General features: G+C 69.6%; 20 protein-coding genes. 8 read left to right on the top strand and 12 right to left on the bottom strand.

What is annotated here, in order from left to right; all coding sequences use genetic code 11:
• Positions 1–2: 2 nt before the first annotated feature.
• The 4 genes from aceF to FG99_RS19975 form a co-directional block, all read right to left on the bottom strand.
• A complete protein-coding gene (gene aceF, locus FG99_RS19960; protein ID WP_051879089.1) occupies positions 3–1,289 on the bottom strand; it encodes a dihydrolipoyllysine-residue acetyltransferase in 1,287 nt (428 codons plus the stop codon).
• Positions 1,290–1,301: 12 nt separating this feature from the next.
• A complete protein-coding gene (gene mdeB, locus FG99_RS19965; protein WP_043272028.1) occupies positions 1,302–3,962 on the bottom strand; it encodes an alpha-ketoglutarate dehydrogenase in 2,661 nt (886 codons plus the stop codon).
• 101 nt (positions 3,963–4,063) lie between these two features.
• The gene (locus tag FG99_RS19970; protein WP_043272029.1) at positions 4,064–4,570 is read right to left on the bottom strand and encodes a flavin reductase family protein; all 507 of its coding nucleotides are present in this window, start codon (positions 4,568–4,570) and stop codon (positions 4,064–4,066) included.
• A 16-nt stretch (positions 4,571–4,586) separates the two neighbouring features.
• The gene (locus FG99_RS19975; RefSeq protein ID WP_051879091.1) at positions 4,587–5,801 is read right to left on the bottom strand and encodes an acyl-CoA dehydrogenase family protein; all 1,215 of its coding nucleotides are present in this window, start codon (positions 5,799–5,801) and stop codon (positions 4,587–4,589) included.
• A gap of 472 nt (positions 5,802–6,273) precedes the next feature.
• Here FG99_RS19975 and FG99_RS19980 point away from each other — a divergent pair, with 472 nt between their 5' ends.
• A complete protein-coding gene (locus tag FG99_RS19980; protein ID WP_051879092.1) occupies positions 6,274–7,044 on the top strand; it encodes a TetR/AcrR family transcriptional regulator in 771 nt (256 codons plus the stop codon).
• On the opposite strand, the gene FG99_RS19985 is transcribed toward FG99_RS19980, so the two are convergent.
• From FG99_RS19985 to FG99_RS20000, 4 genes are read right to left on the bottom strand one after another with little or no spacing between them, the layout of a single operon-like run.
• Positions 7,023–8,015 carry a LysR family transcriptional regulator gene (locus FG99_RS19985; protein ID WP_051879093.1) on the bottom strand — a complete coding sequence of 331 codons (993 nt, stop codon included), beginning with the start codon at positions 8,013–8,015 and terminating at the stop codon, positions 7,023–7,025. The genes FG99_RS19980 and FG99_RS19985 overlap by 22 nt on opposite strands.
• 33 nt (positions 8,016–8,048) lie before the next feature.
• The gene (locus FG99_RS19990; RefSeq protein WP_043272030.1) at positions 8,049–9,446 is read right to left on the bottom strand and encodes an efflux transporter outer membrane subunit; all 1,398 of its coding nucleotides are present in this window, start codon (positions 9,444–9,446) and stop codon (positions 8,049–8,051) included.
• Positions 9,443–12,577: an efflux RND transporter permease subunit gene (locus tag FG99_RS19995; protein WP_043272031.1), complete on the bottom strand. Its 3,135-nt coding sequence runs from the start codon at positions 12,575–12,577 to the stop codon at positions 9,443–9,445. The genes FG99_RS19990 and FG99_RS19995 overlap by 4 nt, the downstream gene beginning before the upstream one ends.
• A 39-nt stretch (positions 12,578–12,616) precedes the next feature.
• Complete coding sequence (locus FG99_RS20000) at positions 12,617–13,744, bottom strand: efflux RND transporter periplasmic adaptor subunit (RefSeq protein ID WP_009623120.1); 1,128 nt, start codon at positions 13,742–13,744, stop codon at positions 12,617–12,619.
• Positions 13,745–13,964: 220 nt separating this feature from the next.
• On the opposite strand from FG99_RS20000, the gene FG99_RS20005 reads away from it, so the two are divergent.
• Positions 13,965–14,732 (top strand): IclR family transcriptional regulator, encoded by a 768-nt coding sequence (locus tag FG99_RS20005; RefSeq protein ID WP_009623121.1) that lies wholly within the window; start codon positions 13,965–13,967, stop codon positions 14,730–14,732.
• Between the two features lie 44 nt (positions 14,733–14,776).
• Here FG99_RS20005 and FG99_RS20010 read toward each other — a convergent pair whose 3' ends face one another.
• A complete protein-coding gene (locus FG99_RS20010; RefSeq protein ID WP_043272032.1) occupies positions 14,777–15,175 on the bottom strand; it encodes an ArsR/SmtB family transcription factor in 399 nt (132 codons plus the stop codon).
• Entirely contained in the window at positions 15,172–15,822 is a 651-nt protein-coding gene (locus tag FG99_RS20015) for a peroxiredoxin (RefSeq protein WP_043272033.1), read from the bottom strand. The genes FG99_RS20010 and FG99_RS20015 overlap by 4 nt, the downstream gene beginning before the upstream one ends.
• A 148-nt stretch (positions 15,823–15,970) precedes the next feature.
• On the opposite strand from FG99_RS20015, the gene FG99_RS20020 reads away from it, so the two are divergent.
• The 3 genes from FG99_RS20020 to FG99_RS20030 all read left to right on the top strand — a co-directional run bounded on the left by FG99_RS20020 (position 15,971) and on the right by FG99_RS20030 (position 19,480).
• The gene (locus FG99_RS20020) at positions 15,971–16,909 is read left to right on the top strand and encodes an MBL fold metallo-hydrolase (RefSeq protein WP_043272034.1); all 939 of its coding nucleotides are present in this window, start codon (positions 15,971–15,973) and stop codon (positions 16,907–16,909) included.
• Between the two features lie 83 nt (positions 16,910–16,992).
• Positions 16,993–18,675: a bifunctional protein tyrosine phosphatase family protein/NAD(P)/FAD-dependent oxidoreductase gene (locus FG99_RS20025; protein WP_043272035.1), complete on the top strand. Its 1,683-nt coding sequence runs from the start codon at positions 16,993–16,995 to the stop codon at positions 18,673–18,675.
• A gap of 10 nt (positions 18,676–18,685) precedes the next feature.
• On the top strand, positions 18,686–19,480 hold the full coding sequence (locus FG99_RS20030) for a sulfite exporter TauE/SafE family protein (protein ID WP_043272036.1): 795 nt from the start codon (positions 18,686–18,688) through the stop codon (positions 19,478–19,480).
• A 20-nt stretch (positions 19,481–19,500) separates the two neighbouring features.
• On the opposite strand, the gene FG99_RS20035 is transcribed toward FG99_RS20030, so the two are convergent.
• On the bottom strand, positions 19,501–19,734 hold the full coding sequence (locus FG99_RS20035) for a metal-sensing transcriptional repressor (protein ID WP_009623131.1): 234 nt from the start codon (positions 19,732–19,734) through the stop codon (positions 19,501–19,503).
• Positions 19,735–19,918: 184 nt separating this feature from the next.
• Complete coding sequence (locus FG99_RS20040; protein ID WP_043272038.1) at positions 19,919–20,116, bottom strand: YgaP family membrane protein; 198 nt, start codon at positions 20,114–20,116, stop codon at positions 19,919–19,921.
• 182 nt (positions 20,117–20,298) lie between these two features.
• Between FG99_RS20040 and cydP the strand changes: the two genes are divergently transcribed.
• The 3 genes from cydP to cydB are packed head-to-tail and all read left to right on the top strand — an operon-like array spanning position 20,299 to position 23,229.
• Entirely contained in the window at positions 20,299–20,508 is a 210-nt protein-coding gene (cydP, locus tag FG99_RS20045; protein WP_043272039.1) for a cytochrome oxidase putative small subunit CydP, read from the top strand.
• Positions 20,508–22,082: a cytochrome ubiquinol oxidase subunit I gene (locus tag FG99_RS20050; protein ID WP_043272040.1), complete on the top strand. Its 1,575-nt coding sequence runs from the start codon at positions 20,508–20,510 to the stop codon at positions 22,080–22,082. Before cydP ends, FG99_RS20050 begins: the two co-directional genes overlap by 1 nt.
• A gap of 10 nt (positions 22,083–22,092) precedes the next feature.
• Positions 22,093–23,229 carry a cytochrome d ubiquinol oxidase subunit II gene (gene cydB / locus FG99_RS20055; RefSeq protein WP_043272041.1) on the top strand — a complete coding sequence of 379 codons (1,137 nt, stop codon included), beginning with the start codon at positions 22,093–22,095 and terminating at the stop codon, positions 23,227–23,229.
• Positions 23,230–23,238 lie beyond the last annotated feature (9 nt).

Below are 23,238 nucleotides of genomic sequence, written 5' to 3' on the forward strand. Positions count from 1 at the left end.
ACTCAGACCAGCACCCGGCGGAAGTCGCCGAGCAGGGTCGCCAGGTAGGCGAGGAAGCGCCCGGCCTCGGCGCCGTCCACCGCGCGGTGGTCCCAGGACAGCGACAGCGGCAGTTGCAGGCGCGGTTCGAAGGCGCTGCCGTTCCAGCGCGGTTGCAGCTCGGCGCGGCCGACGCCGAGGATCGCCACTTCCGGCGCGTTGATGATCGGGGTGAAGTGGCCGCCGCCGATGCCGCCCAGGGACGAGATGGAGAAACAGCCGCCCTGCATCTGCGCCGGGCTCAGCTTGCCGGCGCGGGCCAGTTGCGAGAGCTCGGCCATTTCCTGTGCCAGCGCGGCGATGCCCTTGCGCTCGGCATCGCGGATCACCGGCACCACCAGGCCGTTGGGGGTGTCGGCGGCGAAGCCGATGTGGAAGTAGTGCTTCTGCACCACTTCGTCGCCCTCCAGGCTCACGTTGAACTGCGGGAAGCGTTGCAGCGCCGCCACGCAGGCCTTGATCAGGAAGGCCAGCAGGGTGACCTTGGCCTGCCCTTCGCGCGCCTCGCCGTTGAGCTGCACGCGCAGCGCTTCCAGCTCGGTGACGTCGGCCTGGCTGTGGTTGGTGACGTGGGGGATGCTCACCCAGTTGCGGTGCAGGTTGGCCGCCGAGATGCGCTTGATGCGCGACAGCGTGCGGCGCTCGACGTGGCCGAACTGGGCGAAGTCCACCTGCGGCCAGGGCAGCAGGTCGAGCCCGCCGCCGAGTTTGGCGGCGGCCATCGGTTGCTCGCGCTGGGCCTTGACGAAGGCCAGCACGTCCTCGCGCAGCACCCGGCCGTTGGGGCCGCTGGCCGGCACCTGGTCGAGGTCCACCGCCAGTTCGCGGGCCAGCTTGCGCACCGCCGGGCCGGCCAGGGCCAGTTGCGGTTTGCGGACTTCTTCAGCGGCGGGCGCCGGCGCAGCTTGCACGCCGGGCGCGGGAGCGGCGGCCACCGGTTCGGCTTTCGCCACGACGGGCGCGGCCTCGGGAATCGCAGGCGCAGCTTCGGCGACCACAGGCGCGGTGGCGCCCTCCCCGGCCGGTTCGATATGGGCGATCACGCTGCCCCGGGAGACCTTGTCGCCCGGCTTGATCAGCACTTCGTGAATGGTGCAGGACAGGGTGCTGGGCACGTCCATCACCGCCTTGTCGGATTCGAGGACGATCAGCGGCTGTTCCACGGCGACCACATCGCCGGCCTTGATCAGCACCTCCACCACCGGCAGGTCCTTGAAGTCACCGATATCGGGAACCATCAGTTGTTGCATGGCGTTCACTCCTCAACGGTTCCAGGGGGCGCCGGCGGCGCCGTCGATGGCGTAGCGCGCGCGGGCCTGGGCATGCTTGTCGCGGTCGATGCCGGCCAGCGCCGCCAGGGCGATGTGCTGGCGGTCCAGCTCGAAGAAGCGGCGCAGCGCCGGGCGGGTGTCGCTGCGGCCGAAGCCGTCGGTGCCCAGGGCGGTGTACGGCGCCCGCAGGTAGGGCGCGATCAGCTGCGCGTAGCCGCGCACGTAGTCGCTGGCGGCCACCACCGGCACTGCGCCGGGCAGGCAGGTTTGCAGGTGGCTGCGCGCCTCGCTGTCGTCGCCGAACAGTTGCTCGCGCTCGACCTCGCGGGCCTCGCGGGCCAGTTCGGAGAAGCTGGTGACGCTCCAGATCTCGCTGGCCACGCCCCACTCTTCGGCGAGCAGTTCGGCGGCGCCGATGACCTCGCGCAGGATGGCCCCGGAGCCGAGCAGGCGGACCGCTGGCTTGCCCTCGCCACGGCTGCCGAACAGGCGCATGCCCTTGATCACGTCGGCGTGTTGCGCGGCGTCCAGCGGCGCCTGCACGTAGTTCTCGTTGGTCACCGTCAGGTAGTAGAACTCGTCGTGCTGCTCCTGGAGCATGCGCCGGCCGCCGTGGTCGATGATCACCGCCGCCTCGCTGGCGAAGGCCGGGTCGTAGGCGCGGCAGTTGGGCACGGTGGAGGCGATCAGCTGGCTGGTGCCGTCCTGGTGCTGCAGGCCCTCGCCGGCCAGGGTGGTGCGCCCGGCCGTGGCGCCGATCAGGAAGCCGCGGGCGCGCTGGTCGGCGGCGGCCCAGATGAGGTCGCCGATGCGCTGGAAGCCGAACATCGAGTAGTAGATGTAGAACGGCAGCATGGCCACGCCGTTGACGCTGTAGGAGGTGGCCGCCGCGACCCAGGAGGAGATCGCCCCGGCCTCGGTGATGCCCTCTTCCAGCAGCTGGCCGTCGCGCGCTTCCTTGTAGTAGAGCATCGCCCCGGCGTCTTCCGGCTCGTAGAGCTGGCCGGCCGGCGAGTAGATGCCGATCTGGCGGAACAGGTTGGCCATGCCGAAGGTGCGCGCCTCGTCGGCGACGATCGGCACGATGCGCGGGCCCAGTTGCTTGTCCTTGAGCAGGTTGGAGAACAGCCGCACCACCGCGGTGGTGGTCGAGCTTTCGCGCTCGTCCGGTTGCAGGGCGAACTGCGCGTAGCTCTCCAGCGCCGGCAGCGCCAGGGGTTCGGCCTGGCCGACGCGGCGCGGCAGGTAGCCGCCCAGGGCCTCGCGGCGCTCGCGCAGGTAGCGCAGCTCGGCGCTGTCCTCGGCCGGCTTGTAGAAGCGCATTTCTTCCAGGGCGGCGTCGTCCAGCGGCAGGGCGAAGCGGTCGCGGAAGGCCTTGAGCGCGTCGATGTCGAGTTTCTTCTGCTGGTGCGAGGTGTTGCGCGACTCGCCGGCCTGGCCCATGCCGAAGCCCTTCTTGGTCTTGGCCAGGATCACCGTCGGCCGGCCGTCGTGCGCCTTGGCGGCGGCGAAGGCGGCGTGCAGCTTGCGGAAGTCGTGGCCGCCGCGGCGCAGGCCGTCGATCTCCTCGGGGCTCATGTGCGAGACCAGCGCCTGCAGTTCCGGGTCGAGGTCGAAGAAGTGCGCGCGGTTGTAGTTGCCGTCGTTGGCGCCGAGGGTCTGGTACTGGCCGTCCACGGTGTGGGCGAAGCGGCGCAGCAGCACGTGGTTGCGGTCGCGGGCGAACAGCGCGTCCCAGTCCGAGCCCCAGATCACCTTGATCACGTTCCAGCCGGCGCCGCTGAACAGCGCTTCCAGTTCCTGGATGATCTGCCCGTTGCCGCGCACCGGGCCGTCCAGGCGCTGCAGGTTGCAGTTGATCACGAAGGTCAGGTTGTCGAGCTTCTCGCGGGCGGCCAGGGACAGCGCGGCGAGGGATTCCGGCTCGTCCATCTCGCCGTCGCCGAACACGCCCCAGACATGGCGCTGGGCGGTGTCGGCGATGCCGCGGTGCTCCAGGTAGCGGAGGAAGCGCGCCTGGTAGATGGCGCTGATCGGGCCGATGCCCATGGAGCCGGTGGGGAACTGCCAGAAGTCCGGCATCAGCCAGGGGTGCGGGTAGGAACACAGGCCGCCGCCGTCCACTTCCTGGCGGTAGCGCTGCAGCTGTTCCTCGCCCAGGCGCCCTTCGAGGAAGGCGCGGGCGTAGACGCCGGGCGCCGAGTGCGGCTGGAAGTACACCAGGTCGCCCTTGCCGGCGGCGCTGTCGGCGCGGAAGAAGTGGTTGAAGCCGACCTCGAAGATCTCCGCCGCCGAGGCGTAGCTGGCGATGTGGCCGCCCAGCTCGCCGTAGGCCTTGTTGGCCCGCGCCACCATGGCCAGGGCGTTCCAGCGGATGATCGAGGTGATGCGCTCCTCCATGGCCAGGTCGCCGGGGAAGGCCGGCTGCTGCTCCAGGGGGATGCTGTTCTGGTACAGCGAATAGGGGTGCGCCGAGGGGCGCACGCCCAGGTGGCTGGCATGCTCGGCCAGGCGCTGCAGGAGGAAGTCGACGCGCTCGCCGCCGGCGCTGCGCGCCACGGCCTCCAGGGCGTCGAGCCATTCGTGGGTTTCCTGGCGGTCGCTGTCCTGTTCGGCGCGCTCGCGGGGTGATTCGGTGATCCTGGCTGTCATGGTTCTTCGCTCGATCAGGGTTTCGCAGGCGCGAGCCGCCCCCGGGCGCCCCCTGCCGGGGGCGCCGTGGCGTTCGCGCGGTCAATCGTCGGTGCGCGGGCCTACCAGCCTTCGCGGCAACCGTTCCACTCGGCGCCCGGCGAGCGGGCGTGCATCTGGTGGTAGCGGCCGCTGTAGAACAGCAGCGGCTTGCGCTGCTCGCCGATGCGCAGGTGCTCCACCTCGCCGATGTACAGCTGGTGGTCGCCGGCCGGGTGCACATCCACCGTGCGCGCCACCAGCTGCACCAGGCTGCCGTCCAGCAGCGGGGTGTCCTGGTGCCGGCAGAACGGCAGCTCCAGCCCCTCCTCCGGGCGCCCGCCGAAGTGCGCGCTCAGCGGGCGCTGGGTCTCGGCGAGGAAGTTCACGCCGTAGCGCACGCCCTCCTTCACCCACTGGTTGAAACGCGAGGCGTTGCGCACCGAGACGAGGATCAGCGGCGGCTCCAGCGACACCGACATGAAGGCGTTGGCGGTCATGCCGGCCGGCTCGCCGTCGGCGAGGTAGGTGATCACGGTGACGCCGGTGGCGAACTGGCCCATCACCGTACGCAGGAGTTTGGGGTCCATGGGGTTGCCCTCCCGGTCAGATCAGCGGGGTGACGGTGTTTTCCAAGCCCAGCAGCGCCTTGCCGTACAGCTCCAGGCCAATGCTCGGCAGGGCCACGGCGTGCCGCGCGGCGGTGTTGGAGTCGCGCCACCAGCGCTGCATCGGGCTGCTCTCGGCGAAGCTGCCGGCGCCGTGGGCAGTGAGCAGGATGTTGATGGCGTCGGTGATGTGGCTGTTGACCAGGCCGACATCGGCGCGGATGCGCGCGCGGGTGGTGGCGTCGAGCTTGCGGCCCTCGCGCGCGGCGGCGTCGATCTCGTCGACGGCGCGGAAGGCGCGCAGCTCGGCGCTGTCGATCTTCAGCGCAGCCTCGGCGACCTGGGCCTGGAACAGCACCGAGTCGGTCTGCTTCTCGAACGAGGTGTAGGCGATGGCGCGGCGCGGCGCGTTGTCGATCACGTACTTCAGCGCGGCGCGGCCCAGGCCCAGCTGCGGGCCGTTGAGGATCAGCGCGGCGAAGGGCACGAACAGCGGGCGGTAGCTGGCCTCGTCCTTGAATTCGGTGGGGTAGTCGCCCTCGATGGCCGCGCCCATGTTCAGCAGGCGGTGGTCGGGCACGAACACCTCCTCGGCGACGATGCAGTTGCTGCCCGAGGCGCGCATGCCGGTGGTGAACCAGGTGTCTTCGATGCAGAACTGTTCGCGCGGGATCAGCGCCAGGTACTGGGCCACCAGCGCGCCGTTGGCGTCGCGCTCCTCGGCGCCCACGGCGGCCCAGTCGGCGTGCAGGCTGCCGGAGGAGAAGTACCACTTGCCGGAGACGATCAGGCCACCCTCGACGCGGCGGGTGTTGGGCGAGGCATTGAACACGCCGGACACGCGGGCGTCGGGGTTGGCGCCGAACACTTCGTTCTGCGCGCGCTCGCTGAACAGGCTGGTGAACCAGGCGCAGACGTTGGTCAGCGCGGCCACCCAGGCGGTGCCGCCGCAGCCTTCGGCGAGCGCCGCGGACACTTCCAGGTGCGAGCGCAGGGTGCCTTCGTGGCCGCCGAAACGCTTGGGCACCATCAGCCGGAACAGCCCGGCGTCGCGCATGGCCTGGATGTTCTCCTCGGCGGCGCGGCGATTCCTCTCCGACTCCGCGGCGTTCTTGCGCAGCAGCGGCTGCAGCGCTTCGGCGCGCTTGACCAGCTCCTGCAGGGAGGGACGCTGCTCGGCCAGCGGCAGCACGCTTACGTCGGACACTTTCATCGCTTCTTTCATGGCTTCGACCTTGTATGTCACAATGACTAAAATGTCATTCATTTGTTCTGGGCGAACGAATCCCGCCGGCCGTGGCGCCAGGGCGCAGTGGACGGCAACGGATTCCTCGCGGGCAGGCGTCGGCGCTCAGGACCTTGGCGGCCCCGAAGGCATACGGTTACCCGGAGTGGCTAGGGATGCGGGAAATATCAGGCGCGCGGACGCTTGCGGCGCGGCGGCGGAGGAAGCGGGCGGGACAGGCGGGGTGGCAAGGCGTTACGGATCATTTTTCGTCTCCTGTTGTTTTTATGACGAAAGCGCCAGAGCGACGAATACGTTATAGACTGAACATACTTGTCATTCCGACATTGGTCAGCAATGTAGGACAGACGCCCCGCTCGTACAAGGGGTGCGATCAAATAAATTTATTCGCCCGACTATCGGCATAGTTTTTAACAATGACATTTTGTCACTCCCGGAGATGAAGTCCGTGTCCGACGACCAACAGCCCTCCCCCCGCGGACGGGCCAACCCCGACCACCGCCCGAAGATGGCGGAGAAGAAACGCCTGCTGATGCGCACGCGCCTGCTCGACGCGGCGATGCGGGTATTCGCCGAGCCCGGCTCGGCCACGCCGGTGATCGACGACGTGATCCGCGAGGCCAAGGTCTCGCGCGGCACTTTCTACCGCTACTTCGACTCCCTGGACCAGGTGCTGGTCGCCCTCGGCCAGGACCTGAGCAACCAGATGACCACCGACATCCTGCCGCTCTACGACATCCTCCAGGAGCCGTGGAAGCGCATCTCGGTGGGTTTCCGGGTGTTCCTGGTGCGCGCCCTGCTGGACCGCAAGTGGGCCGGCTTCGTCACCCGCGTCGACGTCTGGCCGCACCACGCCCTGGTGGCCGAGTACATGGGCCGCGACCTGGAGAGCGGGCGCGCCGCCGGCGAACTGCACTTCGAGCGCCTCGACGCCGCCACCGACTTCCTCATGGGCGCCTCGGCCCTGTGCATCCAGACCATCCTGCAGGGGGTGGAGAAGGTCAACGAGTACGTCGACGCCTGCGTGCACATGGCCATGGCCAGCCTCGGCTACGACGCGGCCACCTGCCGGCGCGGCGTGGACTTCTCGCTGACCTACCTGCAGGACTGGGGCTCAGGCGCGCTGGACCTGCCGCGCCCGGTATGGTCGCTGAACCTCAACTCGCGCGAGGGCCGCGAATTCCTCGCCTATCGTCGCAACGGGGCCTGAGCGTCGCCGCCGCACCCGGCCAGGCGCGGCCGCGGGCGGGCCCAGTAGCGCGGGTCGTCGAGCACCGCCAGGTCGCTGGCGAAGGCCTGTGGCAGTTGCGCCTTGAGGAACTCGACCCAGGTGCGGATCTTGGCGTCGAGGAAGCGCCGCGAGGAATACAGGGCGAAGACGTCGCGGCCGTGCAGGCGCAGCTGTGGCAGGACCCGCAGCAGCCGCCCTTCGCGCAACGCGCGGGCGGCGACGAAGCCCGGCAGCAGGCACACGCCCATGCCCGAGGCGGCGGCCAGGCAGGCCGCCTCGGGGAGGTTGACGCGCAGCACGTCCTCGAAGGCGAAAGGCGCCTCCTCGGCCTGCTCGCTGAAGTACCAGCCATCGGGAAACAGCGGGTCGGCCAGCATCAGGCAACGGTGTTCGCGCAGGTCTTCCGGGCTCCTCGGCACCCCGTGGCGGTGCAGGTACCCGGGCGCGGCGCAGAGCACGCTGAACACCCGCCCCAGGCGCTGGGCGACGAAGGCCGAGTCGGGCAGCCCGCGGGACAGGGTGACCAGCACGTCCAGGCCCTCCTCCAGCAGCGCCGGGGTGTCCTGGGTCAGCGACAGGTCGATGGACACCTCCGGGTAGCGCTCGCGGTACGCGGCGATCAGCGGTGTCAGGTGCTCCAGGCCGAACTCGGTCACCGCGTGCAGGCGCAGCCGCCCGCTGGCCCGCGACAGCGAGCCGGCGGCCTCGGCGGCGGCGTCGTCGATCTCGCCGAGGATGCCCTTGCAGCGCTTGAAGTAGCGCTGGCCGGCCTCGGTCACCGCCACGCTGCGGGTGGTGCGTTGCAGCAGGCGCGCGCGCAGCTGCTCCTCCAGGCCTGCGATCAGCCGCGAGACCTTCGACGGCGACATGTCGAGGGCGCGGGCGGCCTGGCTGAAGCTGCCGCTCTCCACCACCCGCACGAAGGCCTGCATGCCTTGCAAGAGGTCCATGGCCCTACTCCCCGGCGGCGCGCGCCGCGGCCCTCATCTGTCGCCCCCGCCGAGGGCCTTGTACAGCGCCACCAGGTTCTGCTGGCGGGCCAGTTCGGTGGCCACCAGTTCCTGCTGCGCGGCGAACAGGCTGCGCTGCGCGTCCAGGGAGTTGAGGTAGGTGTCCACGCCCTGCTCGTAGCGGGCCCGGGCCAGGTCGTAGGAGTGGGCGTTGGCCTTCACCAGCAGCGCCTGGGCGCGCACCTGCTCCTGCAGGGTGCCGCGCGCGGCCAGGCCGTCGGCCACCTCGCGGAAGGCCACCTGGATGGCCTTCTGGTAGTTGGCCACTTCGATGGAGGCCTGGACCTTGGCCACGTCGAGGTTGGCCCGGTTGCGGCCGCCGTCGAAGATCGGCAGGCTGATCGACGGCACGAAGCTCCAGGCACCCTGCCCGCCGGCGAACAGCTGGCCGAGCTCGGCGCTGGCCGAACCGGCCGAGGCGGTCAGGCCGATGCGCGGGAAGAAGGCCGCGCGCGCCGCGCCTATGTTGGCGTTGGCGGCCTTGAGCGCGTGCTCGGCGGCGAGGATGTCCGGGCGCTGGGTGAGCACCTGCGAGGGCAGGCCCACCGGCAGCGCCTCGTCCAGCGCCAGCGCCTGCGGCGCCGCCTGGCGCAGCCGCTGCGCATCCAGCGGCCTGCCCACCAGCAGCACCAGGGCGTTGCGGTCCTGCGCCACCAGGCGCCGGTACTGCGCCTGGCTGGCCTCGGCGGCCCGCACCGTGCTTTCCGCCTGGCTCAGGTCCAGCTCGGTGGCGACTTCCGCGGCGTAGCTGCTGCGGATGGTGGCGTAGCTCTGCCGCTGGCTTTCCAGGGTCTGCCGGGCGATGGCCAGGGACTGCAGGTCCGCCTGCAACTGGTAGTAGGCCGTGGCTACCTCGGCGACCAGGGCGATGCGCGCGCTGCGCTGCGCCTCCACCGTCTGCAGGTAGGTCTGCAGCGCCTGTTCGTTGAGGCTGCGTACCCGGCCGAAGAAGTCCAGTTCATAGGAGGCGATGCCCACCCCGGCGTCGTAGCGGTGGGTGGTCTCCGTGCGGCCGCTGCTGGACAGGTCAGCCGGGGTGCGCTGGCCGTTGCCGGAGATGCCGGCATCCACCGAGGGCAACAGGTCGGCGCGGCTGATGCGGTACTGCGCCCGCGCCTTCTCGATGTTCAGCACGGCCACGCGCAGGTCGCGGTTGTTTTCCAGGGCATCGGCGACCAGGGCCTTGAGCTGTTCGTCCTTGAAGAAGCCCTGCCAGGGCAGCAGCGCCTGCGCCGCGCCGGCCCGGGGCGCGGCCCAATCCTGCGCGACCGGGCTTTCCGGGCGCTGGTAGTCGGGGATCAGCGAGCAGCCGCCGAGCGCGCCCACCGCCAGGGCGACGCTGAGCATCGCCCGCCATTTCAGCTGATTCATGCGTGTTCTCCCTGCTGGGCGTCGAGTGGTTTCGCCTTGCGGCTGAACAGGCGGGTGATCAGCACGTAGAACATCGGCACGAAGAACACCGCCAGGAAGGTCGCGGTGAGCATGCCGCCGACCACCCCGGTGCCGATCGAGTGCTGGCTGCCGGAGCCCGGCCCGTGGGAGATGGCCAGCGGCAGCACACCGAGGACGAAGGCCAGCGAGGTCATGATGATCGGCCGCAGGCGCAGGCGCGCGGCCTCCGAAGCCGCCTTCAGCAGCGGCATGCCCTGCTCGTGCAGCGCCTTGGCGAACTCGACGATGAGGATGGCGTTCTTCGCCGACAGGCCCACGGTGGTCAGCAGGCCGACCTGGAAGAACACGTCGTTGGCCAGGCCGCGGCCGAGGGTGGCCAGCACCGCGCCGATGACGCCCAGCGGCACCACCATGATCACCGCCAGGGGCACCGTCCAGCTTTCGTAGAGAGCCGCCAGGCAGAGGAACACGATCAGCACCGAGATGGCGTACAGCGCCGGCGCCTGGGAGCCGGACAGGCGTTCCTCGTAGGAGATGCCGGTGAACTGCAGGCCGATGCCGTCGGGCAGTTGGGCGACGATGCGCGCCACCGCCTGCATGGCGTCGCCGGAACTGTAGCCGGGGGCCGGCTCGCCCTGGATTTCCACCGCCGGCACGCCGTTGTAGCGTTCCAGCTTGGGCGAGCCGTAGGTCCAGTAGCCGGAGGCGAAGGCGGAGAACTTGACCATCTCGCCACGGGCGTTGCGCACGTACCACTTGGCGAAGTCCTCGGGCGAGATGCGCGAGTCGATGGCGCCCTGCACGTAGACCTTCTTCACCCGTCCGCGGTCGACGAAGTCGTTGACATAGGCCGAGCCCCAGGCGGTGCTCATGGTGGCGTTGATGTCGCTGATGCTGACCTGCAGCGCGCGGGCCTTTTCCTTGTCGATCACCACCTGGTACTGCGGCTCGTCGTTCATGCCGTTGGGCCGCACGTTCTTCAGCACCGGGTCGGCGGCGGCCAGTTCGAGGAACCTGTCGCGGGCCTGCATGAGCTTCTCGTGGCCCAGGCCGACGCGGTCCTGGAGGAACAGGTCGAAGCCGGTGGCGTTGCCCATCTCCAGAATCGCCGGCGGCACGATGGCGATGGCGGTGCCGTCCTTGATCTGCGCGATCCGCGCCTGCAGGCGCTGGGCCAGGGCGAAGATGCTGGTGTCGTCGCGGCCGCTACGCTCACCCCACGGCTTCAGGCCGATGAAGAGCATCCCGGAGTTCTGCCCGCGGCCGGCGAAGTTGAAGCCGTTCACCGTGTACGCGGAGTCGATCAGCCCGGCCTCGTCGTGCAGCAGGTAGTCGCGGATCTCGTCCAGCACCACCTGGGTACGGCCGGCGCTGGCGTTGCTCGGCATCTGCACCTGCACCACCATGTTGCCCTGGTCCTCGTCGGGCAGGAAGGCGCTGGGAATCTGCGGGAACAGCCACACCAGCGCGACCACGATCAGCCCATAGATGCCCAGGAACAGCCCCTTGCGCCGGGCGATGGCGTCCACGCCGGTCTTGTAGCGCTCGGCGCCGCGGTCGAAGCTGCGGTTGAACCAGCCGAAGAAGCCCTTCTTCTCGTGGTGGCCATGCACCGGTTTGAGCAGGGTGGCGCACAGCGCCGGGGTGAAGATCATCGCCACCAGCACCGACAGGGCCATGGCCGAGACGATGGTGACCGAGAACTGCCGGTAGATGATGCCGGTGGCGCCGCCGAAGAAGGCCATGGGCACGAACACCGCCGAAAGCACCATGGCGATGCCCACCAGGGCGCCCTGGATCTGTCCCATGGACTTGCGCGTGGCCTCCCGGGGCGAGAGCCCCTCCTCCACCATCACCCGCTCGACGTTTTCCACCACCACGATGGCGTCGTCCACCAGCAGGCCGATGGCCAGGACCATGCCGAACATGGTCAGGGTGTTGATGGTGAAGCCGCAGGCCGCCAGCACGCCGAAGGTCCCCAGCAGCACCACCGGCACCGCCAGGGTGGGGATCAGCGTGGCGCGCAGGTTCTGCATGAACAGGTACATCACCAGGAACACCAGGAGGATGCCTTCGAACAGCGTCTTGACCACTTCATGGATGGACGCGCCGACCACCGGCGAGGTGTCGTATGGGTAGACCACCTTCAGGCCCTTGGGGAAATAGGGCTCCAGCTCGGCCACGGTCTCGTGCACGCGCTTGACGGTGTCCAGCAGGTTGGCCCCGGTGGCCAGGCGCAGGGCGATGGCCGCCGCCGGCTTGCCGTTGTAGGTGCCGGAGATGGAGAAGTTCTCCGAGCCCAGGCCGACCTCGGCCACGTCCTTCAGGCGCACCTGGGAGCCGTCCGGGTTGACCTTCAGGAGGATCTCGCGGAACTGCGCCGCGGTGGTCATCCGCGACATGCCCAGCACGGTGGCGTTCAGCTGCACGCCCTGGTGCGTCGGCAGGCCGCCGAGGGCGCCGGAGGATACCTGCACGTTCTCCGCGCGCACCGCGTCGATCACGTCCTGCGGCGTCAGCTGGTAGCTGAGCAGCTTCTGCGGGTCGACCCAGATGCGCATGGCGTACTGCGCGCCCAGCAGCAGGAAGTCGCCGACGCCCTTGGTGCGGGTGATCGGGTCCTTGAGGTTGGAGGCGATGTAGTTGCCGATGTCGAAGTCGTCCATGCTGCCGTCCTCGGAATACAGGCCGACGATGAGCATGAAGTTGATCTGGTACTTGGCCACCCGCAGCCCCTGCTTCTGCACCTCTTCGGGCAGCAGCGGGGTGGCCAGCTGCAGCTTGTTCTGCACCTGTACCTGGGCGATGTCCGGGTCGGTGCCCTGGTCGAAGGTGACGATGATGTTGGTGCTGCCGTCGGCGTTGCTCTCCGAGGAGATGTAGCGCAGCCCGTCGAGGTTGTTCAGCTGCTGCTCGATGGGTTGCACCACGGTGTCCTGCACCGTCTGCGCCGAGGCGCCGGGATAGGTGACGGTGGTGATGATCGCCGGCGCGGCGATGTTCGGGTACTGGTTGACCGGCAGCTTGAGGATGGAAAGCCCACCCGCCAGCATGATCACGATCGCGATCACCCAGGCGAAGATCGGCCGGTTGATGAAGAAGGATGCCATTGGGAATTACCGGAAGATTGCGGCTAGGCCGGGGCAGTTCTATTCGTGGGAGCTGGCGAGGGTCTGCACGGGCGCGACGTTGTTCGCCGCCACCGGCTTGAGCACGGCGCCGGGGCGCACGCGCTGCACGCCCTCGGTGACGACGCGCTCGCCGGCGGCCAGGCCCGACTCCACCAGCCACTGGTTGCCCAGGGTGCGCGACACCCGCACCTGGCGCAGCTCGGCCTTGTCGCCCTCGCCCACCACCCAGGCGGTGGCCTCGCCCTTGAGGTCGCGACTGATGCCCTGCTGCGGCACCAGCAGCGCCTGGCGGCGCATGCCCTCGGCCAGGGAGCCGTGGACGAACATGCCCGGCAGCAGGAGACCGTCCGGATTAGGGAACACCGCGCGCAGGGTCACCGCGCCGGTGCTCGGTTCCACCGTCACCTCGGAGAACTTCAGCACCCCGGGCAGCGGGTAGCGCGAGCCGTCCTCCAGGCTCAGGTGCACCTGCACCTGGCCCGGGCCGGCCATGCTCAGTTGCCCGGAATCCAGCTCGCGGCGCAGCCGCAGCATGTCGGTGGCGGCCTGGTTGACGTCGACGTAGATGGGGTCGAGCTGGTTGATCGAGGCCAGCTCCTGGGCCTGGCCGGCGTTCACCAGCGCGCCCTCGGTGACGTTGGAACGGCTGATGCGCCCGCCGATGGGCGCCAGCACGCGGGTGTACTCCAGGTTGATGCGGGCGGTCTTCAGCTCGGCCTCGGCCTGCTTCCAGGCCGCTTGCGCATCATCGAACTGCTGGCGGCTGATGGCGCGGGTCTCCAGCAGGCGCTGGTAGCGCTGCGCCAGGTTGCGCGCGCTGTCGCGGGTGGCCTGGGCCTTGTCCACCGCGGCCTGGTACAGCGCCGGGTCGATCTGGTAGAGCTGCTGGCCCTTCTTCACCACGCTGCCTTCGGCGAACAGGCGCTTCTGGATGATCCCGCTGACCTGCGGCCGCACTTCGGCCACGCGGTAGGGCGCGGTGCGCCCGGGCAGGTCGCCGCTGAGCAGGACGTCCTGCGCCTTGAGTTCGACCACGCCCACCTCGGGGGCCGCAGCCTCCACCTTCTGCTCGGTCTTTTCGCACGCCGCCAGCACCAGCGCCGTCGACAACAGGGCCCCGAGGCTCCGCAAAGCTCTGACTTTCATGGTTTCTCCTTGGACATGCCGCCAATGCCCGAATGGCCGCGCGGAGGACTTCCGCCAACGGCGGGGTCGGATCGGGCGAGGCGGCAGTGTACCACAATACGATTATCTGTATCGCAATATGGTACAACTGAATTCACAGCTCCTGCCGAGTGCGCGGCAAGGCTGTACACTCCGCCGGTCGCCACGGCGCATGCGGCGATGCAGAGCTTCGAGGAACGAGATGAGCGAAGAGAAAGACATGCCGGAAGAGTCGCGCGGCGGCGGCATCCAGGTGATCGCCCGGGCCAGCGCCATCATGCGCGCGCTGGGCGCGCAGCCCCAGGGCCTGAGCCTGGCGGCCATCGCCCAGGCCGTCGGGCTGCCGCGTTCGACGGTGCAGCGCATCATCGGCGCGCTGGAAGCCGAGGCGCTGGTGGAGGCGATCCGCCCCGGCACGGGCTACCGCCTGGGCCCGGCGCTGGGGCAACTGATCCACCAGGCCCACAGCGACATCATCTCGGTGGCCCGGCACTCCCTGGAACGACTCTGCGACGCCCTGCAGGAAACCGTGGCGCTGTCCTGCATCCGCGCCCGCCAGACCCACGTGATCGACCGCGTGATCGCCGAGACCGAGTTGCGCGTGGTGATCCCCATGGGGCACTCCCTGCCCATGCATGCCACGGCCGACGGCAAGGTGCTGCTGTCCACCCTGGACGACGACAGCATCGCCCAGTGGCTGGGCCCCTCCCCGGCCAGGCTGACCCCTCACACCCGCGACCTGCCGGCGCTGCTCGCGGAAATGCCGACCATCCGCCGCAGCGGCATGGCCCGGGACGTCGAGGAACACACGCCGGGCATCAGCGCCCTCAGCATCCTGATCCCCACTTTCATGGGGCCGCACGCGGTGTCGGTGGTGGCGCCCAGTACGCGCTTCCAGGCTCGCGAGGCCTACTTCCGCGAAGCGCTGGAGGTGTGCAAGACGGAAATCAGCCGGCAGGCGGGGATGTAGCCAGAAGGAGTGACCGCCGCTGCGCGCGGCGGTAGGCGGCAGGCCTAACGCTCGATACGGGCGAAGCGCGCGCTCTCCCCGGGCGCCGGCGCCGCCCTGGCGGGGAGCCGGGCCGCCTGTTGCAGCTGCGGATCGCCGCACAGCGCCTCGTGCAGCGCTTCCAGCAGCACCTGCACGCGGGCGTCGGCCAGGCTGTAGTAGATCGAGCGGGATTCGCGGCGAGTCTTCACCAACTGGTTCTGCCGCAGTTCCGCCAGTTGCTGCGACAGGCCGGGCTGGCGCAGGCCGAGGTCGCGTTCCAACTCGGCCACGGAGCATTCGCCACGGGCGATCTGGCAGAGCAGCAGCAGGCGCGTCGGGTTGGCCAGCAGGCGCAGCAGTTCGGCGGCGTCGTTGGCGCGTTCCTTCAGGGCTTCCAGGCCCTCGTCGGCCGGCGCTTTCATGGTTTCTTCCAGCGGTAGTACCAGGTTTCGTCCGGGCCGGGCTCGACCTGCAGCGCCTCATGGGCATCCAGGGCCACCGGCTCCAGCAGCGCGCCGCCGGGCTGCCAGCCCTCCGGCGTGGAAGCGGCGTACTGGTCGGTGGCCTGCAGCGCGGCGACCAGGCGCAACAGCTCCTCCACCGAACGGCCGACGTTCATCGGGTACCAGCTCAGCGCGCGGATGATGCCCTCCGGGTCGATCACGTAGCTGACCCGGGTGGTCGAGCTGTCCACCGCGTCGGGGCCGACCATGCCGTAGCCGCGGGCGATGGCCATGGAGGGGTCCTCGATGATCGGGAAGTCGATGGCCACGCCGAAGCGCTCGCGGATGTCGCGTATCCACGCCAGGTGCGAGTAGAGGCCGTCCACCGACAGCGCCAGCAGCTCGCAGCCCAGTGCGTCGAAGCGCGGCTTGGCGCGGGCGAAGGCGATGAATTCGCTGGTGCACACCGGGGTGAAGTCCGCCGGGTGGGAGAACAGCAGCAGCCAGCGGCCGCGGTAGTCGCTCAGGGCGACGTCGCCGCGGGTGGTGCGGGCGCGGAACTCCGGCGCACGGTCGTTCTGGCGCAGCGGCGGCATGGAGGGAGCGGAACAGGCATTGGCTTCCACGGTGATCCAGATCCTCGGCTGAACAGGCCCGTCATGCTACCGCCCCGGCCCGGTAGCGTCGACGGCGACACTTCGACGTTTTCATAATTGCACTATTAAAGAAATAGTGTAAGCATGATTCAGATCAATGTCGCAGGAGACGTCCCCCATGTCCGCCCTCCACGCCGATGCCGCCCTGGCCGCCGCCAGCGCACTGATCGACGACGCCACCAGCGGCCGCGCCCCCGCCCCGCAGGTCACCTCGTTCTTCGACGAAGCCACCTTCACCGTCAGCCATGTGGTGCGCGACCCCACCAGCAACGCCTGCGCCATCATCGACAGCGTGCTCGACTTCGACCAGGCCAGCGGCCGCACCCACCAGGAGTCGGCCCAGGCCCTGGTGGAGTTCGTCCAGGCCAACGACCTGCGGGTGTCCTGGCTGCTGGAGACCCACGCCCATGCCGACCACCTGTCCGCCGCGCCGCTGCTGCAGGAGCGCCTGGGCGGGCGCCTGGCGATCGGCGAGCGGATCACCCGGGTGCAGCAGACCTTCGGCAAGATCTTCAACGCCGGCAGCGCCTTCGCCCGCGACGGCAGCCAGTTCGACCATCTTTTCGCGGATGGCGAAAGTTTCCGCATCGGCAACCTGCAGGCCATCGCCCTGCACGTGCCCGGGCATACCCCGGCCTGTATGGCCTACGTGATCGGCGATGCGGTGTTCCCCGGCGACACCCTGTTCATGCCCGACTACGGCACCGCGCGCTGCGACTTCCCCGGCGGCGACAGCGCCACGCTGTTCCGCTCCATCCGCCGGCTGCTCGACCTGCCGCAGCGGGCACGGGTGTTCCTCTGCCACGACTACAAGGCCCCCAGCCGCGACCACTACGCCTGGGAAACCAGCATCGGCGCGCAGCGCGCCGGCAACATCCACGTCCACGACGGCGTGAGCGAGGCCGCGTTCGTCGCCATGCGCGACGCCCGCGACGCCACCCTGCCGATGCCGCGCCTGATGCTGCCCTCGGTGCAGGTGAACATGCGCGGCGGCCACCTGCCGGAGCCGGAAGACAACGGCGTGCGCTACCTCAAGCTGCCGCTGAACCTGCTCTGAGCCGCCGACGGCGGGCCATGACGGCCGCTGTCCCGCCGCCCTCCCCTTGCCTTGCGCCGCCGAAAGAAGAAGAGGAACCCGCCATGCAACGTCTGCCCCTGGACGATGGCCTTTGCGTCGCCCCGCAACTGAACCCCGAAGACCTTCCCGCCCTGGCCGCCGCCGGCATCCGCAGCCTGGTCTGCAACCGCCCCGACGGCGAGGCCGACGACCAGCCGGGCAGCCAGGCCATGGCCGCGGCCGCCGCCGCCCAGGGCCTGGAGTTCGCCTACCTGCCGGTGATCAGCGGCGCCATCGGCGACGCCGACGTCCACGCCTTCGCCGCCGCCCTGGAGCAGCTGCCCGGCCCGGTGCTCGCCTACTGCCGCACCGGCACCCGCTCGGCCACCCTCTGGGCGCTGTCCCAGGCCGGGCAACGGCCCCTGGACGACATACTCGCCCGCGCCGCCCGGGCCGGCTTTGATCTCGGCCAGCTGCGCCCGCGCCTGCAGGCCGCCGCCAGCCCCCGCCCGGGGCGTGGCGAGCCCACCTATGACCTGGTGGTGATCGGCGCCGGCGCCGCCGGCCTGGCCACCTGCGCCAGCCTGCTCAAGCGCCGCCAGAACCTGAGCATCTGCATGGTCGAGCCGGCCACTGAGCACTACTACCAGCCGGGCTGGACCATGGTCGGCGCCGGCGTCTTCACCCAGGACCGCACGGTGCGCCCGATGGCGGCGCTGATCCCCAACTGCGTGGCCTGGGAACGCTCCGCCGCGGCGGCCTTCGCGCCCCAGGACGACCGCGTGATCCTGGCCAACGGCGCCAGCCTGAAGTACCGCGTGCTGGTCCTGGCCCCCGGCCTGAAGCTGGACTGGAACGCCATCCCCGGCCTGGCCGACACCCTGGGGCGCAACGGCGTGACCTCCAACTACCGCTTCGACTTGGCGCCCTACACCTGGCAGCTGGTGCGCGGCCTGCACCGTGGCCGCGCGCTCTTCACCCAGCCACCGATGCCGATCAAGTGCGCCGGCGCGCCGCAGAAGGCCATGTACCTGTCCGCCGACCACTGGCTGCGCGGCGGCCGCCTGGAGGGCATCGATATCCAGTTCCACACAGCCGGCGCCGCGCTGTTCGGCGTGGCGGACTACGTGCCGGCATTGATGGAGTACGTCGAGCGCTACCGCGCCCAGCTCAACTTCGGCTCGACCCTGGCGGCCGTCGACGGCCCGGCGCGCACCGCCACCTTCGCCCGCACCGACGCCGACGGCCAGCGCCACGAGGAAGTGCGCGAGTTCGACATGCTCCACGTGTGCCCGCCGCAGACCGCTCCGGACTTCATCCGCAGCAGCCCGCTGGCCGGCGACGGCGGCTGGATCGACGTCGACCCGGTGACCTTGCGCCATGCGCGCTTCGCCAACGTCTTCGCCCTCGGCGACGCCAGCGCCGCGCCCAACGCCAAGACCGCCGCGGCGGCGCGCAAGCAGGCCCCGGTGGTGGCGCACAACGCCCTCGCCTGCCTCGACGGCCTGCCCCTGACCGCGGCCTACGACGGCTACGGCTCCTGCCCGCTGACCGTGGAGCGCGGCAAGATCGTGCTCGCCGAGTTCGGCTACGGCGGCAAGCTGCTGCCCACCTTCCCGCGCTGGCTGCTCGATGGCCGCAAGCCGTCGCGCCTGGCCTGGCACCTGAAGTCCGAGGCGCTGCCGGGCATCTACTGGAACGCCATGCTCAAGGGCCGCGAGTGGCTCTGCGCGCCCGGCCGGCGCCGCGCCGGACAGTCCGCCTGAGGAAGCCGCGATGCCGACCCTCAGCCTGTTGCAGTACCTGCTCGGCGCCGCCGCCGGATCGCTGGTGGGCTTCACCCTCGGCCTGGTCGGCGGGGGCGGCTCGATCCTCGCCGTGCCGCTGATGGTCTACCTGGTCGGCGTCGACAACCCCCACGTCGCCATCGGCACCAGCGCCCTGGCGGTGGCCGCCAACGCCGCCGCCAACCTGCTCAACCATGCCCGCCGCGGCAACGTGAAGTGGCCCTGCGCCTCACTGTTCGCCCTGGTCGGGGTGGTCGGCGCCTTCTTCGGCTCGTCCCTGGGCAAGGCCTTCGACGGCCAGAAGCTGCTGGCGCTGTTCGCCCTGCTGATGCTGGTGGTGGCGGCGCTGATGCTGCGCGGGCGCGACAGCGAAGGCGACGCCGCGGTGGCCCTGGGCCGCGGCAACGCCCCGCGGCTGGCGGCATTCGGCGGCCTGGCCGGGGCCCTGTCGGGGTTCTTCGGCATCGGCGGCGGCTTCCTCATCGTGCCCGGCCTGATGGCCGCCACGCGCATGCCGATCCTCTTCGCCGTGGGCAGTTCGCTGGTGGCGGTGACCGCCTTCGGCCTGACCACCGCGCTCAACTACGCGCGCTCGGGCCTGGTGGACTGGCCGCTGGCGGTGGTGTTCATCGGCGGCGGGGTGGCCGGCGGGATGTGCGGCGCCTGGCTGGCGACGCGCCTGTCGCGCAGCCAGGGCACCCTGAACCTGGTGTCGGCGGCGATGATCGGCGCCACCGCGCTGTACATGCTCTACCGCAGCCTGGGGGCGCTGGGCGTCATATGAACGGCCGGGCTGCGCACCGCTCAGGTGTACTTGGTGAAGATCGCCCGGACCCGCTGCAGCGTCTGCGCCGCGTCCTGCTCCTGGTCCTCGAACGCCTCTTCCAGCAGGCAGGCGAGCAGTTCCTGGTAGGCCTTTTCCAGGGCCTTGCGCGCCGCGCGGAACTGCAGCGCGATGGTCTCGCACTCCTCGCCCCGGCGGATCATGGCCTGCAACCCGCGGATCTGGCCCTCGACCCGGGCCAGGCGGTTGAGCATCGCTTCCTGGGGGGTGATATCGCTTTTTCTGCTCACGTGTACCTTCCAACGCGCATCCCGAGGTGAAGGCTCCATGGGGTTCCCATCCACGGCAACCCGGCGCCCGGGCGTGAGGGTAGCGTTGTTCGGCGGGCACAGCCAGCCCGGCGGCGGGGCAGCCGCCGGGCATGGCCCGCGCCCGGCCTCAGGAGCGCTTGCAGCTCCCGCAGGTGCTGATGCCCAGCAGCGGATAGGCCGGGCAGAAACGGAAGATGCCGGTGGCCAGCGGCACCACGCCGATCCACCCCCACCAGCCGATCACGCCGGCGAGGCTCAGCCCGATCAGCAGCAGCCCCACGACGATGCGCACAACGCGATCGATGGTCCCGACATTCGCTTTCATGACGATCTCCTTGGTCAGGTCCCGCGCTGGCCATCCAGCGCGGTGAAGATGAGCGGCCGGCTTGCCGGGTCGGGCTCCGGACGAGGGTCCGTGCGCCCGCTGCGTCAATCTGCCATCTCATTGGAAGGGCATTTCCAACATACCCTATGGGGTATTACAGCAGTCGCTCCGGAGGTGCACAAGTGAGTGCGTCAATCCGCTACCCGAAGCTGGTGAAGGAACTGGCGGCCATCCTGCTGATCAAGCTGGTGCTGCTCCTGGCCATCAAGGCCATCTGGTTCGACCACCCCACCCTTCCCGCCGAGGGCGAACGGCAGGTCAGCGCGCACCTGCTGGGCACCCCCGACCCCGTATCCACCCCCACCTCATCCCCCGCCAAGGAGTCCCCGTGATGATTTCCGAAGCCGTAGTCGACCTGTCACGCCTGCAGTTCGCCATGACGGCGATGTACCACTTCCTGTTCGTGCCCCTGACGCTGGGCCTCGCCTTCCTGCTGGCGATCATGGAGTCGGTCTACGTGATGACCGGCAAGCAGGTGTACAAGGACATGACGCAGTTCTGGGGCAAGCTGTTCGGCATCAACTTCGCCCTCGGCGTCACCACCGGGCTGACCATGGAGTTCCAGTTCGGCACCAACTGGGCCTACTACTCCCACTACGTCGGCGACATCTTCGGCGCGCCCCTGGCCATCGAGGGGCTGATGGCGTTCTTCCTCGAATCCACCTTCATCGGCCTGTTCTTCTTCGGCTGGGATCGCCTGTCCAAGGTCCAGCACCTGAGCGTGACCTGGCTGGTGGCGCTGGGCTCGAACCTCTCGGCGCTGTGGATCCTGATCGCCAATGGCTGGATGCAGAACCCGGTGGGTGCGGAATTCAACTTCCAGACCATGCGCATGGAGCTGACCGATTTCGGCGCGCTGCTGTTCAACCCGGTGGCCCAGGTCAAGTTCGTCCACACCGTGGCCGCCGGCTACGTCACCGGGGCGATCTTCGTCCTGGCCATCTCCAGCTACTACCTGCTCAAGGGCCGCGACCAGGGCTTCGCCCGCCGCTCCTTCGCCATCGCCTCGGCCTTCGGCCTGGCCTCGATCCTCTCGGTGATCATCCTCGGCGACGAGTCCGGCTACGAGATCGGCGACGTGCAGAAGACCAAGCTGGCCGCCATCGAGGCCGAGTGGAACACCGAGCAGGCGCCGGCCGGCTTCACCCTGTTCGGCATCCCCGACCAGGAGCAGATGCGCACCCATTACGCGATCAGGATTCCCTATGCGCTGGGCATCATCGCCACCCGCTCGCTGGACAAGGAGGTCACCGGCATCAAGGACCTGCTGGTGCAGCACGAGGCGCGCATCCGCAACGGCATGCAGGCCTACGCGCTGCTGGAACAGTTGCGCGGCGGCGACACCTCCGCGGCCACCCTCGCCGCCTTCGATGATGTGAAGCAGGACCTGGGCTACGGCCTGCTGCTGAAGAAGTACACCGACAAGGTGGTGGACGCCAGCGAAGAGCAGATCCGCCTGGCCACCCTGGACACCATCCCCGACGTGCTCACGCTGTTCTTCAGCTTCCGCGCCATGGTCGCCTGCGGCTTCCTCATGCTCGCCCTGTTCGCCTGCGCCTTCTGGGCCTCGGCGCGCAAGAACGAGGAGCGCAAGCCCTGGCTGCTGAAGTGGGCGCTGCTGAGCCTGCCGCTGCCCTGGATCGCCGCGCAGACCGGCTGGTACGTCGCCGAGCACGGCCGCCAGCCCTGGTCCATCGGCGAGGTGCTGCCGGTGCACCTGTCCGCCTCCAGCCTGGGCACCCACGACCTGTGGGGCTCGCTGATCGCGCTGGTGGCCTTCTACAGCCTGCTGCTGGTGGTGGAGCTGTACCTGATGATCAAGTTCGCCCGCCTCGGCCCGTCGAGCCTGCACACCGGCCGCTACCACTTCGAGCAGGGCGCCGCGCAGCGCCCGGCCATTGCCTGAGGAGCCCGCCATGGACTACGAAACCCTGAAGATCACCTGGTGGGTGCTGATCGGCGTGCTGCTGATCGGCTTCGCCCTCACCGACGGCTTCGACATGGGCGCCATGGCGCTGCTGCCCTTCGTCGCCCGGGACGACCACGAGCGCCGCGTGGCGATCAACACCATCGCCCCGCACTGGGACGGCAACCAGGTGTGGTTCATCACCGCCGGCGGCGCGCTCTTCGCCGCCTGGCCGATGGTCTACGCCACCGCCTTCTCCGGGCTCTACTGGGCCATGCTGCTGGTGCTGTTCGCGCTGTTCTGCCGGCCGGTGGGCTTCGACTACCGCAGCAAGCTGGAGAACCCGCGCTGGCGCGCGGCCTGGGACTGGGCGCTGTTCGTCGGCGGCTGCGTCCCGGCGCTGGTGTTCGGCGTGGCCTTCGGCAACCTGTTCCTGGGCCTGCCGTTCAACCTCGACGAAATGATGCGGCCGACCTACAGCGGCTCGTTCTTTGCCCTGCTCAACCCCTTCGCCCTGCTCGCCGGGGTGGTCAGCCTGAGCATGCTCTGCCTGCACGGCGGCGCCTGGCTGATGCTGCGCACCGACGGCGAACTGGCCGAACGCTCGCGCCGCGCCGCGCAACTGTGCGCGCTGGTGTACCTGGCGGCCTTCATCGGCGCCGGGCTGTGGCTCAGCCTGGGCATGCACGGCTTCAGCCTGGCCTCGGCGGTGGACGGCAACGCCGTGCTCAACCCGCTGCACAAGCAGGTGACGCTGGACAACGCCGGCTGGCTGGCCAACTACCACAAGCAACCGCTGACCATGCTGGCCCCGGCGCTGGGCATCCTCGGCGGGCTGCTCGCCCTGGCCAGCGCCAGCGGCAACAGGGGCGGCCTGGCCTTCCTCGGCAGCGCCCTGGCCATCGTCGGCACTATCTGCACCGCCGGCTTCGCCCTGTTCCCCTTCGTCTTCCCCTCCAGCGAGAACCCGGCGGCCAGCCTGACGCTGTGGGACGCGGTGTCCAGCCACAAGACCCTCGGCATCATGTTCGCCGTGGCCTGCATCTTCGTGCCGCTGATCCTTTGCTACACGCTCTGGGGCTACGTGCGCATGTGGGGCCGGCTGAACCGCGGGCACATCGACGCCAACCCCCACGGACTCTACTGAGGAGCGACA

The sequence above is a fragment of the Pseudomonas sp. AAC genome (genome assembly GCF_000725445.1).
GTDB classification, from domain to species: Bacteria; Pseudomonadota; Gammaproteobacteria; order Pseudomonadales; family Pseudomonadaceae; genus Pseudomonas; species Pseudomonas citronellolis.

Bases quoted from the DNA above. Each gene is read 5' to 3' on its own strand.
- FG99_RS19995 (WP_043272031.1), bottom strand. From the start codon at position 12,577: ATGGCATCCTTCTTCATCAACCGGCCGATCTTCGCCTGGGTGATCGCG.
- mdeB (WP_043272028.1), bottom strand. From the start codon at position 3,962: ATGACAGCCAGGATCACCGAATCACCCCGCGAGCGCGCCGAACAGGAC.
- FG99_RS19970 (WP_043272029.1), bottom strand. From the start codon at position 4,570: ATGGACCCCAAACTCCTGCGTACGGTGATGGGCCAGTTCGCCACCGGC.
- FG99_RS20010 (WP_043272032.1), bottom strand. From the start codon at position 15,175: ATGAAAGCGCCGGCCGACGAGGGCCTGGAAGCCCTGAAGGAACGCGCC.
- cydB (WP_043272041.1), top strand. From the start codon at position 22,093: ATGGACTACGAAACCCTGAAGATCACCTGGTGGGTGCTGATCGGCGTG.
- FG99_RS20035 (WP_009623131.1), bottom strand. From the start codon at position 19,734: ATGCTCAACCGCCTGGCCCGGGTCGAGGGCCAGATCCGCGGGTTGCAG.
- FG99_RS20005 (WP_009623121.1), top strand. From the start codon at position 13,965: ATGAGCGAAGAGAAAGACATGCCGGAAGAGTCGCGCGGCGGCGGCATC.
- FG99_RS19990 (WP_043272030.1), bottom strand. From the start codon at position 9,446: ATGAATCAGCTGAAATGGCGGGCGATGCTCAGCGTCGCCCTGGCGGTG.
- FG99_RS20030 (WP_043272036.1), top strand. From the start codon at position 18,686: ATGCCGACCCTCAGCCTGTTGCAGTACCTGCTCGGCGCCGCCGCCGGA.
- FG99_RS19985 (WP_051879093.1), bottom strand. From the start codon at position 8,015: ATGGACCTCTTGCAAGGCATGCAGGCCTTCGTGCGGGTGGTGGAGAGC.
- FG99_RS20020 (WP_043272034.1), top strand. From the start codon at position 15,971: ATGTCCGCCCTCCACGCCGATGCCGCCCTGGCCGCCGCCAGCGCACTG.
- FG99_RS20025 (WP_043272035.1), top strand. From the start codon at position 16,993: ATGCAACGTCTGCCCCTGGACGATGGCCTTTGCGTCGCCCCGCAACTG.
- aceF (WP_051879089.1), bottom strand. From the start codon at position 1,289: ATGCAACAACTGATGGTTCCCGATATCGGTGACTTCAAGGACCTGCCG.
- FG99_RS20000 (WP_009623120.1), bottom strand. From the start codon at position 13,744: ATGAAAGTCAGAGCTTTGCGGAGCCTCGGGGCCCTGTTGTCGACGGCG.
- FG99_RS20050 (WP_043272040.1), top strand. From the start codon at position 20,508: ATGATTTCCGAAGCCGTAGTCGACCTGTCACGCCTGCAGTTCGCCATG.
- FG99_RS19975 (WP_051879091.1), bottom strand. From the start codon at position 5,801: ATGAAAGTGTCCGACGTAAGCGTGCTGCCGCTGGCCGAGCAGCGTCCC.
- FG99_RS20040 (WP_043272038.1), bottom strand. From the start codon at position 20,116: ATGAAAGCGAATGTCGGGACCATCGATCGCGTTGTGCGCATCGTCGTG.
- FG99_RS19980 (WP_051879092.1), top strand. From the start codon at position 6,274: ATGAAGTCCGTGTCCGACGACCAACAGCCCTCCCCCCGCGGACGGGCC.